At 41.5% G+C, this 15,807-nt stretch carries 13 protein-coding genes; all 13 read left to right on the forward strand.

What is annotated here, in order from left to right:
• Nucleotides 1-75 precede the first annotated feature (75 nt).
• The 13 genes from ACZ5XR_RS03325 (at nucleotide 76) to ACZ5XR_RS03385 (ending at nucleotide 15,792) form a co-directional block, all read left to right on the forward strand.
• Complete coding sequence (locus ACZ5XR_RS03325) at nucleotides 76-1,083, forward strand: ABC transporter permease (protein ID WP_464500289.1); 1,008 nt, start codon at nucleotides 76-78, stop codon at nucleotides 1,081-1,083.
• 21 nt (nucleotides 1,084-1,104) lie between these two features.
• Nucleotides 1,105-1,995 (forward strand): nickel transporter permease, encoded by an 891-nt coding sequence (nikC, locus tag ACZ5XR_RS03330; protein ID WP_464502209.1) that lies wholly within the window; start codon nucleotides 1,105-1,107, stop codon nucleotides 1,993-1,995.
• Nucleotides 1,996-2,343: 348 nt separating this feature from the next.
• Nucleotides 2,344-2,748 (forward strand): hypothetical protein, encoded by a 405-nt coding sequence (locus tag ACZ5XR_RS03335; RefSeq protein ID WP_464500290.1) that lies wholly within the window; start codon nucleotides 2,344-2,346, stop codon nucleotides 2,746-2,748.
• The gene (locus ACZ5XR_RS03340) at nucleotides 2,745-4,013 is read left to right on the forward strand and encodes an ammonium transporter (protein ID WP_464500291.1); all 1,269 of its coding nucleotides are present in this window, start codon (nucleotides 2,745-2,747) and stop codon (nucleotides 4,011-4,013) included. Before ACZ5XR_RS03335 ends, ACZ5XR_RS03340 begins: the two co-directional genes overlap by 4 nt.
• A 160-nt stretch (nucleotides 4,014-4,173) precedes the next feature.
• Nucleotides 4,174-4,602, forward strand: coding sequence for a DUF4395 domain-containing protein (locus ACZ5XR_RS03345; RefSeq protein ID WP_464500292.1), 429 nt, complete (start codon nucleotides 4,174-4,176; stop codon nucleotides 4,600-4,602).
• Between the two features lie 229 nt (nucleotides 4,603-4,831).
• Nucleotides 4,832-5,869 (forward strand): N-acetyl-gamma-glutamyl-phosphate reductase, encoded by a 1,038-nt coding sequence (gene argC, locus ACZ5XR_RS03350; protein WP_464500293.1) that lies wholly within the window; start codon nucleotides 4,832-4,834, stop codon nucleotides 5,867-5,869.
• A gap of 42 nt (nucleotides 5,870-5,911) precedes the next feature.
• Nucleotides 5,912-7,138 (forward strand): bifunctional ornithine acetyltransferase/N-acetylglutamate synthase, encoded by a 1,227-nt coding sequence (argJ, locus tag ACZ5XR_RS03355; RefSeq protein ID WP_464500294.1) that lies wholly within the window; start codon nucleotides 5,912-5,914, stop codon nucleotides 7,136-7,138.
• A gap of 14 nt (nucleotides 7,139-7,152) precedes the next feature.
• The gene (gene argB, locus ACZ5XR_RS03360; RefSeq protein WP_464500295.1) at nucleotides 7,153-7,950 is read left to right on the forward strand and encodes an acetylglutamate kinase; all 798 of its coding nucleotides are present in this window, start codon (nucleotides 7,153-7,155) and stop codon (nucleotides 7,948-7,950) included.
• Nucleotides 7,950-9,137 carry an acetylornithine transaminase gene (locus tag ACZ5XR_RS03365; protein ID WP_464500296.1) on the forward strand — a complete coding sequence of 396 codons (1,188 nt, stop codon included), beginning with the start codon at nucleotides 7,950-7,952 and terminating at the stop codon, nucleotides 9,135-9,137. The genes argB and ACZ5XR_RS03365 overlap by 1 nt, the downstream gene beginning before the upstream one ends.
• 18 nt (nucleotides 9,138-9,155) lie before the next feature.
• Entirely contained in the window at nucleotides 9,156-10,232 is a 1,077-nt protein-coding gene (locus ACZ5XR_RS03370; RefSeq protein WP_464502210.1) for a carbamoyl phosphate synthase small subunit, read from the forward strand.
• Nucleotides 10,219-13,452: a carbamoyl-phosphate synthase (glutamine-hydrolyzing) large subunit gene (carB, locus tag ACZ5XR_RS03375; protein WP_464500297.1), complete on the forward strand. Its 3,234-nt coding sequence runs from the start codon at nucleotides 10,219-10,221 to the stop codon at nucleotides 13,450-13,452. The genes ACZ5XR_RS03370 and carB overlap by 14 nt, the downstream gene beginning before the upstream one ends.
• Nucleotides 13,436-14,404 carry an ornithine carbamoyltransferase gene (gene argF / locus ACZ5XR_RS03380; protein ID WP_464500298.1) on the forward strand — a complete coding sequence of 323 codons (969 nt, stop codon included), beginning with the start codon at nucleotides 13,436-13,438 and terminating at the stop codon, nucleotides 14,402-14,404. Before carB ends, argF begins: the two co-directional genes overlap by 17 nt.
• A 176-nt stretch (nucleotides 14,405-14,580) precedes the next feature.
• Nucleotides 14,581-15,792 carry an argininosuccinate synthase gene (locus ACZ5XR_RS03385; RefSeq protein WP_464500299.1) on the forward strand — a complete coding sequence of 404 codons (1,212 nt, stop codon included), beginning with the start codon at nucleotides 14,581-14,583 and terminating at the stop codon, nucleotides 15,790-15,792.
• Nucleotides 15,793-15,807 lie beyond the last annotated feature (15 nt).

The following is a 15,807-nucleotide window of genomic DNA, read 5'->3' on the forward strand; positions in this document are numbered from 1 at the left end:
AACAGTATTGTAAAATTAATGTCTAGGGGCAGCGCCTGACCAAGGCGCTTCCGCTTTTCTAGAGAGGTGAGAAGCTTGTTAACTTATACAGTCCGCCGCGTCTTTTCGTTAATTCCGGTGTTAATAGGAATGACGATTGTCGTCTTTTCCATTATTCATGCCATTCCTGGAAACCCTGCACAGGTTATTTTAGGACAAAGGGCAACGAAGGAAGCAGTAGCCGCATTAACAGAGCAATTAGGTTTAAACAAGCCTTGGTACATACAGTATTTTGACTATATCGGCAAACTCCTTCATGGTGATTTAGGAACCTCCTTAAGATCCAGTGGGCCGATTAATGAAGAAATTTGGCCATATTTAGGTGCTACATTCGAGCTTGCTATTGCTGCGATGCTAATTGCGGTGGTAATTGGAGTAAATGCAGGAATTATCAGTGCCTGGTTTTCAAAATCTTGGTTTGATTATGTTGCCATGGTCCTTGCGCTTGTGGGAGTTTCCTTACCAATTTTTTGGCTTGGTTTAATGGAGCAATGGGCGTTTTCAATCCACTTAGGCTGGCTGCCTACAACAGGACGTGAGGATGTCCGAGATCCAGTTACGGCCATTACCCATTTATATTTGATAGATACCTTGCTGCAAGGGCGATTTGATCAGTTTGGTGTTGTATTGAAGCATCTGGTTCTGCCAAGCTTCGCTCTCGCAACGATTCCGATGGCTATTATTGCAAGAATGACACGGGCTACGATGCTTGAAGTCATGAGGGCTGATTACATCCGCACAGCGAGAGCAAAAGGTTTAAGAATGTTTTGGGTCGTTTACAAGCATTCATTAAAAAATGCCGTTATCCCAGTTTTGACTGTCATTGGTCTGCAGTTGGGACTTCTCTTAGGAGGAGCAATCCTGACAGAGACGATCTTTGGCTGGCCTGGAATTGGAAGATACTTGTACGATGCCATTGCATTCCGTGATTATCCTGTTATACAGTCAGGGATTTTGATTATTGCTGCAATCTTTGTATTGATCAATTTAATCGTGGATCTAATGTATGTTTTTGTTGACCCGCGAATAAAGTACACGAAATAGGAGGGATGTAGAGTGGCTGAAATTGTAAATAATACAGCAGATATTAAGATTACTGTTGAAGAAGAAAAGCTGACTCCTCCCTGGAAGGAAGCCTTACAAGCGTTTTACAAAAACAAATTAGCCGTTATTGGTTTAGCAATTGTACTATTTTTCATTCTTATTGCCATCATTGCCCCTTGGGTTGCACCATATAGCTATAAGGATCAAAAATTGGTCGAAAGGCTGCAAGCTCCGTCCAGCCATCACTGGTTTGGAACGGACGATTTTGGGCGGGACATTTTTTCGCGAATTGTTTATGGTGCAAGAATATCCTTATGGGTAGGGTTTTTCTCCGTATTAGGTTCCGTTGTCCTTGGGACACTTCTGGGGATTGTTTCTGGGTTTTACGGCCGCTGGGTGGATACTGTTATTTCTCGTATATTTGATATTATGCTTGCCTTCCCAAGTATTTTATTAGCCATTGCTGTTGTTGCAATATTGGGGCCGAGTTTGCAGAATGCGCTGATTGCGATCGCGGTTATTAATATACCAAACTTTGGTAGATTAGTAAGGTCCAAGGTGCTAAGTGTTAAGCAGGAAGAATATATTATGGCAGCAAGGGCAGTGGGTATGAAGGATTCCCGTATCCTTTTTCACCATATCCTTCCGAATAGTATTTCCCCAGTCATCGTTCAAGCTACATTGGCAATTGCCACAGCCATTATTGAGGCTGCAGCATTAGGGTTCCTAGGGATGGGTGCACAGGCACCAACTCCTGAGTGGGGAAAAATGCTTGCAGATTCCAAGGAATATTTAGTTCAAGCTCCATGGACGTTATTTTTCCCTGGTATTGCGATTATGCTGATTGTGTTAGGCTTCAACTTAATGGGGGATGGCTTAAGAGACGTGCTTGACCCAAAAATGAAGCAATAAAAAAGAGACTCGAGATGAGTCTCTTTTTTATTGCTTGGCTGTGTTAAAGGCGAATATTGATTTTTTCCAACGGGTGATTGGAGTGGAGGGCGCTCGACTCCTGCGGGATATAGAGGTCACGGGAGACCCCGCAGGAGCGAAGAGACGAGGAGGCTCCCGGACCTCCCCGCGGAAAGCGAGCGCCCGGAGCGGAAATCATCAGCCTTATTTAACACAGCCTATTGCTTAAATCAGAAGAATATAGAAAATAAAATTTCCAATCTCGAAATATTCAATAAATTAATTGACTTCTATTAAATTTCTCACTTATAATCAAAAAAAGTAACATTTCATGTGAGGAGATATAACATGGACATCATTGATGACTTTTATCATACGATAGAATTTCAGTTTGCTCCTGAGGTATTCGTTCATATTTTGCAAGAAATGAAGATTCATAACGAAAAAGAAATGGCTCTAATTAAAGAAAAGATTATTAAGTACGAGGAAAAAAGAAGAACACATGAGGCATGGTATCAATCCCTGCCGACATTTAAGAAAATCTTCACTGGCCGCCCGCCCAGTCATCATCAAGCGGTCGAGTATCTAGTCAATGTGAAACAGCGGCTAAATAATATTGAAGAAATTAAGAGGAAAAATGCTGAATTAGAAAGAATCGTAGAATTATTGAAAAAGGAGCCGCATATCAAAGAAATCGTTTTGCCTCATAGTCTAATTGATGAACTAAAGGGGAAAGGGGGATCAATTGGATGACCATTCATACATTACATTCTGGTCTAGACACAATCTGGGTAGTCCTGACCGCCGCCATGATTTTGCTGATGGAAGGCGGCTTTGCTCTTCTTGAAGCAGGCTTTGTTCGTTCCAAAAATAGCGTCAACATTATTATGAAGGTCTTTGCAGATATAACAGTGGGGACGCTTTGTTACTATTTAGTCGGCTTTGCCCTAATGTACGGTGCGGATTTATTAGGGCTATTCGGTAAAGACGGCTTCATGTTAAAAGGAAATTTTGCGCATTTGAAATTATCCATTTCCCCCGAAACTTTTTGGCTCTTTCAAGCTGCTTTTGTCATTGCCGTTATTTCAATTGTTTCCGGTGCAGTGGCAGAGAGGGTTAATTTTCGTGCCTATCTCCTTTTTGTTATTTTAATGACCTCCTTTATTTATCCCATTGCCGGGCATTGGGTCTGGGGAGGCGGATGGCTAAGTAAATGGGGGATGGAGGATTTTGCAGGATCTGCTGTTATACATGCACTGGGAGGTTTTTCTGCATTAGCAGCAGCCATCCTGATTGGCCCACGAAAAGGGAAATTTACGAATAAGGATTCATCAGCCATTGCCTTGCCAAGCAATTTACCACTGGCTTCAGTTGGCGCCTTTTTATTATGGTTTGGCTGGTTTGGATTTAATGCCGGTAGTACTCTTACAGCAACGGATGTGAGAATCGGCCATATAGCGATTGTAACGATGCTGTCGGCTGCTTCTGGTGGGGCCTTTACCTTAATCTATACCCTTTTCCGATATAGTCGATCAGATGCGCCATCTGTGATTAATGGTTCTCTTGCCGGCCTGGTTGGCATAACGGCGGGATGTGCCTTTGTCGGGGATCAAGCAGCTATTCTGATCGGTGCTGTGTCAGGCATGCTGATGATGGCTGCCACAAACTGGTTGGAAGCAAAACGGATTGATGATCCTGTTGGAGCCTTTCCTGTCCATGCGGCATCGGGCGTTTGGGGTACAATTGCCGTTGGGCTTTTCGCAACAAAAGGCGGTCTTTTCACTGGTGGAGGCTGGTATTTGTTGGGAGTACAATTGTTGGGTTTAGTCGTTTTATGTTCATGGGGGTTTTTATTAACATGGATAGGTTTGAAATTGATTAATAAATGGGTTCCCATTCGTTCAACAGAGGATGAAGAGGAATTGGGATTGGATATTAGCTACCATGGGATCATGGCAACACATGCATCGCCTGAATTTATCAATCTAAAGGAAAACTATAATAGGAAGGACCGTTAAAGCTTCATTCTTTAGCGGTCTTTTTATGCTTCGCCTTGAAAATAGCGGCCCATTTCACTGAACTATTTATAAATAGGCAAATCTAAGGATATACAAAATATTAAAAAGTGATTAGAATATCTTTAAGTATATAAAACCAATAAGAAAGGTTGGAATTAAAGTGTCGGAAAAGGTACGTTCAATTCCACGGCCGCTCGTCAGGACTAATCAGTCGGTTATTGTTATATGCTCTTTATTAACATTGTTTACTGGCCAAATTTGGCTTTTACTAATACCATTCATAGCAGGCTTGCTCGGTCTTGTTTTTGGATTTAATCCCATTATGAAGCTGGCAGGGATATTTTTGAGGAAAGACCCCAAGCAGTATATCCCGGAAGATTGGGAGCAGCAGCAATTTAACCAAATCCTTGCTGTATCTTGTTTAGGTTTAGGCTTTTTAGGATTTGTGTTGAATTGGAATGTAGTCGGTTATATTTTTACGATCCTTGTCGCTATTGCGGCCTTTGTGGCAATCCTGGGATTCTGTGTGGGTTGTTTTATTCATTATCAATGGAAAATGTATACCTATAAGAGGACAAAACAGAGCTGAAAGCTTCATCCTTTAACAAAGTAAAAGCAGAAATCCGTTCATAATCGGGTTTCTGCTTTTTTTTATGCATAAAAAATGAATAATGTTAAAAACAGGAATGTAAGCGTTTGCAAGAAATTTAAATATAAATTTCAACCAAAACAGAAAATTTAGTGTATTTTTTATTGCATATTTATTAATCAAAAAGTATAATAATTCATTATAAAGATGGTTCTGGGAGATGGAATTTATGAAAGCTGCGATAATTGGCGGAACGGGCTATGGCTCAATAGAATTAGTAAGACTGATCAATAAGCACCCTTATTTGGAAGTTGGTTCCGTTGTTTCCAACTCGCAAGCAGGATTTGATTTCAGTTCTGTTTATCCTCACCTTTCAGGTGCATTTGAAATACCCTTGGAATCATTTGATGCGAAGAGATTAAGCGAAAAAAATGAAATTGTATTTCTCGCCACGCCATCAGGAGTTAGCAGTAAATTGGCTCCAGAATTATTAGAAACCGGTATGAAATGTATCGACCTTTCTGGAGATTTTCGTCTGAGAAATGCAAATGAATATGAAACCTGGTATAAGCACTCTCCGGCAGATGAACAGTTTTTAAAACAGGCAGTATATGGACTTAGTGAGATTTATCCGGAAAAAATTAAAGCAACGAATTTTATTGCAAATCCGGGATGCTATCCAACTGCAGCGACTCTAGGGCTTTTGCCAATCATAAAAACGAGTTTAGCAGATTATAAATCTATTATTATCGATGCAAAGTCCGGCGTTTCCGGTGCAGGCAGAGGGCTTTCATTAACCTCACATTATGCAGAGATTAATGAAAATCTTAAAGCTTATAAGCTTGGGGCGCATCAGCATATTCCGGAAATAGAGCAAATACTCCATGATGAAACAGGCAGTGAAATAACCATTACATTTACAACACACTTGGTTCCGATGACAAGAGGAATCATGTGTACCATATACGTGAATTTGAAAAATAACCTATCCACCAAAGAAATTCATGATTTGTATGAAGAATTTTATAAAAATAAACCATTTGTAAGGGTGAGGCCATTAGGCAGTATCCCTTCAACCAAAGAGGTCGTCGGCAGCAATTATTGCGATCTCGGTTTACATGTAGACCCGAGAACAGGAAGGTTAACCATCATATCTGTCATTGACAATTTAGTCAAAGGGGCTGCAGGGCAAGCGATTCAAAACGTGAATTTAATGAACGGATGGGACGAACGAACGGGACTTGGAGATCTTCCAATTTATCCATAGGGTTAGACGAACAAGGGGATTTTTAAAAGGGGGAAACAACATATGCAAGCTATTTCAAAAAATAAAGTCGTGATCCTTAACGAAGAAAGCGTAACACTTCCAAAAGGATTTAAAGCAGGGGGCACCCATTGCGGGATCAAAAAGAAAAAGCTTGATCTTGGCTATATTGTCTCAGAAGTACCTGCCGCAGTGGCCGGTGTATATACAACGAACATCTTTCAAGCCGCACCATTACTAGTAACTCAGGAAAGCATATCAAAAGAAAATAAAATTCAAGCAATACTCGTAAATTCCGGAAATGCAAATGCCTGCACGGGCGAGCAGGGATTACATGATGCCTTTGAAATGCAAAAGGATTTTGCAGGCCAGTTAGGTATAGATGAGCACCTGGTTGCTGTCACATCGACTGGAGTCATTGGGGAACTGTTGCCTATGGGAAAAATCAAAACCGGAATACAACAAATTCTGGATGAAGAAAATGAAACAGAAGAAAATTTTAAACAAGCAATTTTAACAACCGATACATTTTCAAAACAGATTGCCGTCCAAATTCAGATTGATGGGAAAACGGTAAGCATAGGCGGAGCGGCTAAAGGTTCAGGTATGATCCATCCAAACATGGCTACCATGCTCGGATTTGTAACAACCGACGCTAATATTGCTCACGAAGATCTCCTTTATGCTTTAAAAGACGTAACAAATAAAACCTTTAATATGATAACGGTTGATGGAGACACAAGTACAAATGACATGGTTTTGGTTTTAGCCAATGGCCTTGCTGAAAATCAACAGTTAACAAAGGACCATCCGGAATGGGGATTATTTGTAGATGGATTAAAAGTAGTGAGTGAGTCACTTGCCAAACAGATTGCTAAAGATGGCGAAGGAGCAACGAAGCTGATCGAGGTTCAAGTCGATAAGGCATTTAGTTTAGAGGAAGCGAGAGCAGTAGGCAAAGCAATCATTTCTTCTAATCTCGTAAAAACCGCCATTTATGGAACAGATCCAAACTGGGGAAGAATTGTGACCGCGATTGGTTACAGCAAAGTCCCTGTAGAACCAAACGCGATTAAGGTTTCAATAGGCCATTATCCAGTATTTGAAAATGGCTTGCCATGTCCGATCGTTGAAGAGGAAGTAAAAACATATTTAGAGAATGATACGGTTAAAATTTTTGTTGAACTAAATCAAGGTGACCAAAGTGCAACAGCCTGGGGATGCGATTTAACCTATGATTATGTAAAAATCAATGCATCCTACCGCACATAGAGGAGGGCTCCAGTTTGAATTATTTAGTCATTAAGTGTGGCGGAAGTGTGTTAGAAAATCTGCCAAGATCCTTTTATGAAGATATCGTCAAAATCCATGAATTAGAAGAGTGGACCCCCATTATCGTCCATGGCGGCGGGCCTTTGATTACTGGCTTATTAAAAAATTTAAATGTGGAAACAACGTTTGTAAACGGTCTAAGAGTAACTAGTTTACAAGTTTTGGATGTTGTCGAGATGGTTTTAAGCGGTTCCGTAAACAAGCAGGTTGTCCGCAATCTGATCGAAGCAGGTGGGAGCGCTTTTGGTATTAGTGGTGTTGACGGAAATCTTTTATCCGCTAAACCAACGGAAGACGCGGAGGTATTAGGCTTCGTTGGAGAAATTGTTGAAATTAACAAGGAGATCATCGAAGGAATTATTCAACAGGGATATATACCTGTTATTTCTCCGGTTGGAATTGATTCGAATGGTCAAAGGTACAACATAAATGGTGATGTTGCGGCAAGTGCCATCGCTAAAGCTTTGGAAGCAAATCTTTGCTTTATCAGTGATATACCGGGAATATTAGTGGAAACTAACGGTCAGAAAATCAAACTGGATAAAGTATCGAAGGCGAAGGTTGAAGAATTGATCGACAACAAAACCATCTATGGCGGAATGATTCCAAAAGTAACGGCGGCCATCGATGGTCTTGTCCACAACATCCCTGAAGTAGGAATCATCAATGGTTTCGAGAAAAATAGTCTGATAGATTATGCGAATGGCAAAAAAATTGGAACAAAAATTGTTCTAGAAGAGGAGATAGCATAATGGTAAATAACGCTTCCGCTTCCTTAGTAACACCGATTATGTCTACATACAGCCGCTTCCCCGTCACATTGGTGAAAGGAAAAGGAAGTTATGTGTGGGACGAAGAAGGAAACCAATTTTTAGATTTTACTTCAGGAATCGCGACTTGTAACCTGGGGCATGTTCCAGATAGCGTAAAAACAAAACTCGAAGAACAATTACAAAACCTTTGGCATTGTTCTAATTTATATAACATTCCAAACCAGCAAGAGCTTGCCGAACTTCTTACCGCAAACAGCTGCGGTGATCAGGTTTTCTTCTGCAACAGCGGAGCGGAAGCAAACGAAGCAGCTATAAAATTGGCACGGAGATATGCGCAAAAAGTTAAAGGGACCGAAAGTTTCCAAGTGGTCACCTTCCAACAATCCTTTCACGGCAGAACATTAGCAACCCTTTCGGCAACAGGTCAGGAAAAAATTCAAAAAGGGTTTTTACCATTAGTCACTGGGTTTCACTACCTGCCGTATAACGATTCGGAAGCGCTCGAACAGCTCTATACGCTTAAGCCCGCTGCCGTTCTGTTAGAACTCGTTCAAGGAGAAGGTGGAGTCATTCCTGCAAAACAGGAATGGGTGAAGACGCTCGCTCAAATTTGTGAAGAACACGATATTTTATTGATGGTCGATGAAATCCAAACAGGAATCGGAAGAACCGGTACCCTATTCGCCTATGAACAATATGAAATTGAACCTGATGTCATCACGGTTGCCAAAGGGCTCGGCTCAGGATTTCCGATCGGTGCTATGATTGCCAAGGAAAAGGCTGCAAAAGCCTTTGACCCGGGAAGCCACGGGAGTACATTTGGGGGTAATCCATTAGCAACTGCTGCAGGAGTTGCGACCGTTACTCAAATTCTGGGAAGCAAACTTTTAGCAAATGTAACAGAGGTATCAACCTATTTAGATAGTAAACTTCAAGAATTAAAAGAGAAATACTCTTTTATTAAGGAAATTCGGGGTTTGGGCCTTCTAAAAGGAATGGTGGTAGATACCAATGCGCTTGAAATTGTGCAAAAAGCAATCGACCAACAGCTCCTTATTCTAACTGCAGGTCCAAATGTCGTCAGAGTTTTACCGCCATTAAATGCAACAAAGGAAGAAATCAACGAATTTATCATAAAGTTGGAAAAGACTTTCCAAAGTTTGTAGAGAAAGGCAGTGAGTATGTTGAACAAAGGATATCTTACTTTGGAAACCGGGGAAGTTTTTGAAGGTGTGCTGATTGGTGAAGTGAAAGACTCTCTTGGAGAAGTCGTTTTTAATACAAGTATGACCGGCTATCAAGAAATTATCACAGACCCTTCCTATGCAGGTCAAATTATTACTTTTTGTTATCCAATCATCGGCAGCTACGGAATCAATGCATTAGATGATGAATGTATCCATCCGGCTCTATCAGGTGTAATTATAAGTGATTTATGCGAAACACCAAGTCATTTTCAGTCGATCAGCAAGTTTTCCGAAAAACTAAAGGACGCAGGTGTTCCCGGGATTGCCGGAGTGGATACACGCCGTCTGGTCAAAACCATTCGCAGCCGTGGTACGGTGAAGGGATTTTTAAGCACGAAAAAAGTTGATACCCTTCCGTTTCTGGATAGTCCAGCACACTGGGTGGAGAAAGTATCCACAAAAAAGATTCAATTTTTCAAAAATAATGGCCCCCATGTCGTGTTAATGGATTTTGGCTATAAAAAATCGATTCTCAATGCCCTTTTAGCAGAAAACTGTTCCGTGACCGTAGTTCCCTATCATACGCCTTTTGCAAAAATTAAATCGTTAGACCCAGATGGTGTTCTTCTTAGCAATGGACCTGGTGATCCAATGGAATTGAAGAAAATGTTTCCGGAAATCAAAAAAATCAGCCAGCATTATCCAACACTTGGAATTTGCCTCGGACATCAGCTCATTGCTCTAGCATATGGTGCAAAAACAGATAAACTGGCATACGGTCATCGCGGCGGCAATCATCCTGTAAAAGAATTAATGACAGGAAAGGTAAAAATTACTGCGCAAAATCATGGCTATGTGGTTGTGGATGAAAGTGTTGATACAAAGGTATTTGCCATCACGTACCGAAATGTGAATGACAAATCAATTGAAGGATTAAAGCATCATCATTACCCAATCCAAACCGTTCAATTTCATCCGGAAGCACATCCAGGGCCAAGCGATACAGCCCATATCCTTACAGAATTTGTGAAAGAAATTACTTCTTTAGGAGAGACACGCTATGCCGTTAAATAAAAATCTAAAAAAAGTGCTCGTTATCGGATCCGGCCCCATTGTCATCGGGCAGGCGGCGGAATTCGATTATGCGGGAACACAGGCCTGTATCGCCCTTAAAGAAGAGGGAATCGAAGTCGTATTAATTAATAACAATCCAGCAACGATCATGACCGATGAAACGATTGCTGATAAGGTATATATCGAACCGCTGAATGTCTCCACGATTGAGAAAATTATCAAAAAAGAGAAGCCGGACGGAATCATCGGCACCTTGGGAGGGCAAACGGGCTTAAACCTGACTGTTCAATTATATGAACAAGGCATTTTACAAAAATATGATGTTCAGTTGTTAGGAACCTCCGTTGAATCGATTAAAAACGGGGAGGATCGTGAAAGATTCCGTAATTTAATGATTGAAATTGCTGAGCCGATCCCTGAGTCGATGATTATCCATAGCTACGAGGAAGGCGTTCAATTTGTAAATGAAATTGGCTATCCGGTCATCATCCGTCCTGCCTACACTCTTGGAGGAGATGGCGGCGGTTTTGCTCACAGTGATGAAGAGCTGGAAATCGTGTTAAAGAAAGGATTAGCCGCAAGTCCGATCCATCAAGTGCTGGTAGAGAGAAGCATAAAAGGCTGGAAGGAAATTGAATATGAAGTCATGAGGGACGCAAACGATACATGTATTATTGTTTGCAATATGGAAAACATGGACCCAGTTGGCGTCCATACTGGTGATTCCATCGTTGTCGCCCCTTCGCAGACCTTGACAGATGTCCAATATCAAATGCTTCGTGATTCTTCGATTAAGGTCATTCGTGAATTAGGGATTATCGGCGGATGCAATATCCAATTCGCCCTCCATCCGGAATCCAATCAATACTATATTATCGAAGTAAATCCACGGGTAAGCCGGTCATCCGCATTAGCGTCAAAGGCAACTGGTTATCCCATTGCAAGGATGGCGGCGAAGTGTTCGATTGGATATCACTTGGATGAAGTTTTGAATCCGATCACAGGGAACACCTTTGCTTCCTTCGAACCAGCAATTGATTATATTGTCGTAAAGCTTCCACGTTTTCCATTTGATAAATTCCCGGAAGCGGACCGCACATTAGGGACCCAAATGAAAGCAACCGGCGAAGTGATGGCCATTGACCGGACTTTCGAGGGGGCATTAAATAAAGCCATTCGTTCCATGGAAATGAGTACGTATGGACTTTGTTTAAACGCCTATCAATCAATGGCCGAAGATATCTTGTTTGAAAAATTGGAGACAGCAAATGACCAGCGGCTTTTTGTCCTGGCGGAGGCATTTAGACGGGGAATTGCTTTTGGAAAAATTAAACAATTAACCGAGATAGATTCATGGTTTTTAAACAAAATATGCTCGATTGTCGAGCTGGAAAAGGAATTAGCATCTTTTAACTGGAACCAGGTACCTGTGGAACTGCTTAAAGAGGCGAAGCGAAAAAACATTTCCGACAAGCTGCTTTCCCAAATTTATGATATTCCAGAAAAAGAGATCAGGCTGAAATGGAAGATTCTTAACTGGGCCCCAGGCTATAAAATGGTCGATACTTGTTCAGCGGAATTCGATGCTGTCACACCATACTATTATTCTACCTGGATGGGCTATGATGAAGTCGAGGTTTCCAATCAGAAAAAAATCCTTGTTATTGGTTCCGGCCCGATTCGAATCGGACAGGGAATTGAATTCGATTACTGCTCTGTGCATGCAGCCAAAGCCATTAAGAAAATGGGCTACGAAGCAGTTGTGATTAATAATAACCCTGAAACGGTAAGTACGGATTATTCCGTTGCCGACCGTTTATATTTTGAACCGCTGGCAGCGGAGGATGTTCTCCATGTCATTGAAAAAGAGAATATTGAAGGTGTTTTGATTCAATTTGGCGGGCAAACCGCTATTAACCTGGCCCATACGCTTGAAGAAGAAGGAATAAAGATTCTAGGAACAACAGTTGAAAACGTTGACCGCTTAGAAGATCGAAAGGAATTTTATCAGCTGCTGGAACAATTGGACATTCCTCATATTGAGGGGGAAACCGTTAATCATTCAGCAGAGCTTTTAACAGCAGCCGAAAAGCTTGGATATCCGGTTTTAGTTCGTCCATCCTATGTCATCGGCGGACAATCGATGTTTACGATCTTTTCCGAAGAGGAATTAGTTCACTATATGGAGCAGCTGGAGGGGAATTCTCAGGCTTCCATGTGGCCGCTGTTGGTGGATCGATATTTGCCAGGGTTAGAATGCGAGATTGACGTGATTAGTGATGGAGAAACGATCATTGTACCGGGAATCTTCGAACATATCGAAAAAGCGGGGGTTCACTCAGGCGATAGCATTTCGATTTTTCCACCCATTTCAATGTCAAAACAAATGAAAGAAACATTAATCGATTACGCAACAAGGATTGCGACGTCGGCTCCGATTATTGGCATGATGAATATTCAATATGTCATCTATGATAACCAAGTCTTTGTTCTTGAGGTGAACCCGCGTTCATCCAGGACCGTGCCAATTATGAGTAAAGTGACGGGAATCCCGATGATCGAGTGGGCCGTTATGGCACAGCTTGGTATTCCTTTAAAAGACTTGAATCCGCAGCATGGACTGTTGCCTGAGCCTTTCTATTATTCTGTTAAGACTCCTGTGTTTTCGTCAAGCAAGCTTAAGGGCGTTGACCATGTGCTTGGGCCGGAGATGAAATCAACGGGCGAGGCATTAGGAATAGGAGTAACGCTTAATGAGGCTTTGAATAAAGCATTGCCGATCCGCTCAATAAATGAAGAAAAATATATTTTCTGCTCGATTTCAGATCGGGAAAAGCCGGAAAGCCTTCCTATTATTCAAAGATTTTCGGTGCAGCAATTCAAGATTGCCGCGACAGAAGGTACCGCGGTATTTTTACAAAAAAATGGGATTGTTGTTGATAAAGTGGTGAAGGAAGAGTCAGATGTGAACAGCCTTTTCCGCCAAAAACAAATGAATGCCGTTATTAATATCCCGAACCAGGGGAGAAATAAGCTTAAATTTGGGTTTCACATTCGCGAGCAGGCAACTCGCTACAATATTCCTGTTTTCACTCATCTTGATACGGTGGAGGTCATAATCGGGCTCGATCAGCAATCTCTTATAAATTCGGATGTTCGAACGGTAAGCGAATTTTACAAAATGGAAGAGAGAGGTGTTTTTCATGCTAAAAGCAATTAAGTGGTCTGAACCAAAGAAATATAATTTTAAGGAAAAAAATTTCTTACAGCTGGCTGATTTCACAACGGATGAAATTCTATATCTGCTGGATACAGCTATGGAAATGAAGTCATTACAAAAACAAGGAAAGCCCCATCCATATTTGAGCGGGAAAGTATTAGGGATGATTTTTGAAAAATCATCCACCCGCACAAGGGTTTCATTTGAAGTTGGCATGCTGCAGCTCGGAGGTCATGCTATCTTTTTAAGCTCAAAAGAAATTCAGCTGGGCAGAGGAGAGTGCATCTCAGATACGGCGAAAGTATTATCACGCTATGTGGATGGTTTAATGATTCGTACCTTTTCGCATGAATCGATTGAGGAGTTTGCCCAGCATGCTACAGTGCCTGTTATTAACGGCTTAACGGATTTGCAGCACCCGACACAAGTATTGGCCGATTTACTAACCATCCTTGAACATAAAGGGAAGTTGTCCGGCTTAAAGCTTTGTTATATCGGCGATGGAAATAATAATATGGCCCATTCCTTAATGGAAGGTGCGATTAAAGTAGGAATGGATATCAGCATTGCCAGCCCTGCAGGATATATGCCAAATCAAAGCATCGTGAACCAAGTGAAAAAGGTTGCTGAACAAATGGGGAGTAACCTATTGATTTCCAATGATCCACAGGAAGCGATTAAAGACGCAGACGTGGTCATCACAGATGTTTGGACCAGCATGGGGCAGGAAGACGAAACAGCTAAGCGCCTGCAAGCGTTCCAAGGTTTTCAAGTCAATCAAGAACTATGTAAGCTTGCTAAAAGTGATTTTATTTTCTTACACTGTCTGCCAGCCCATCGCGAGGAAGAAGTGACCGGTGAAATCATTGATGGTCCTCATTCAGTAGTTTTTGATGAAGCAGAAAACCGTCTTCATGCACAAAAGGCGATTTTAAAGGTTTTACTAGGCTAATCAGAATTTTTATACAAAAATTCTGAACGCATAAGTGCAACTACACCTCTGTCTGCGCCTAACGGCTTGCCAATCGGTGAGTTTTCTTTAAAAAATAGTCTTTATTTTTTTGAATATTAATGTATAATAATACTATAAGTTGAATTTTAATTCATATATTTGCGAGGAGAGTATACATGGCAAAGGAAAAAATCGTTTTAGCCTATTCAGGCGGTTTAGATACATCGGTATCAGTGAAATGGATACAGGAGAAATATGGCTATGATGTGATCGCTCTAGGTCTTGATGTTGGGGAAGGAAAAGATCTGGAAGCTATTAAAACAAAAGCACTGAATGTTGGAGCAATCAAAGCCATAATGGTTGACGCAAAAGAATTGCTGGCAAAGGATTATATTTTACCAGCTTTAAAAGCAAATTGTTTATATGAAGGAAAGTACCCGCTGTCTTCAGCACTTTCCCGCCCGCTAATCTCTAAATTATTGGTTGAAACGGCGGAAAAAGAAGGAGCTGCGGCAGTTGCACATGGCTGTACGGGGAAAGGGAATGATCAAGTCCGTTTTGAAGTATCGGTCCAGGCGTTAAATCCAAATCTTAAAGTGGTTGCCCCTGTTCGTGAATGGGGTATGACACGCGACGAAGAGATTAAGTATGCAGAGGAAAATGGGATTCCGATTCCGGTTGATTTAGACAATCCATTTTCAATTGACGCCAATATCTGGGGTCGTGCCTGTGAAGCCGGTGTATTAGAAGATCCATGGGCAGAGGCACCGGAAGCAGCATACGACTGGACGAATCCAATTGAGTTAACACCGGATGCGGCCGAGTATGTCGAAATCGAATTTGAACAAGGTGTCCCTGTTGCCCTAAACGGTGAAAAGCTGCCTTTAGTTCAATTGATCGAAGCATTAAATGCTCTTGGCGGCAAGCACGGCGTTGGCCGCATCGATCATATTGAAAATAGATTAGTAGGAATCAAGTCACGCGAAGTCTATGAAAATCCTGCTGCTTTAATTTTAATCAATGCACATAAAGAATTAGAATTTTTAACGCTGCCTCGTGAAGTGACGCAATTTAAAACACAAATTGATCAGCAAATGGCTAAAATTATTTATGAAGGACTATGGTATTCTCCATTGAAGCCAGCTCTTGATGCTTTTATTGAAGAGACCCAGAAAGTCGTTTCTGGAACGATTCGCGTGAAGCTTCATAAAGGTAATCATACCGTTGTCGGCCGCAAATCACCACATAGCTTGTATAACGAAGAATTAGCGACCTATGCAAAGGGCGATGCATTTGATCACAACGCTGCTGTCGGCTTTATCAAGCTTTGGGGACTGCCTACAAAGGTATATTCTGAAGTCAATCAAAAGGAAACGATTTTAAAATAAATGCGAGCGCCCCTG

This window comes from Neobacillus sp. Fa239, assembly GCF_055395235.1.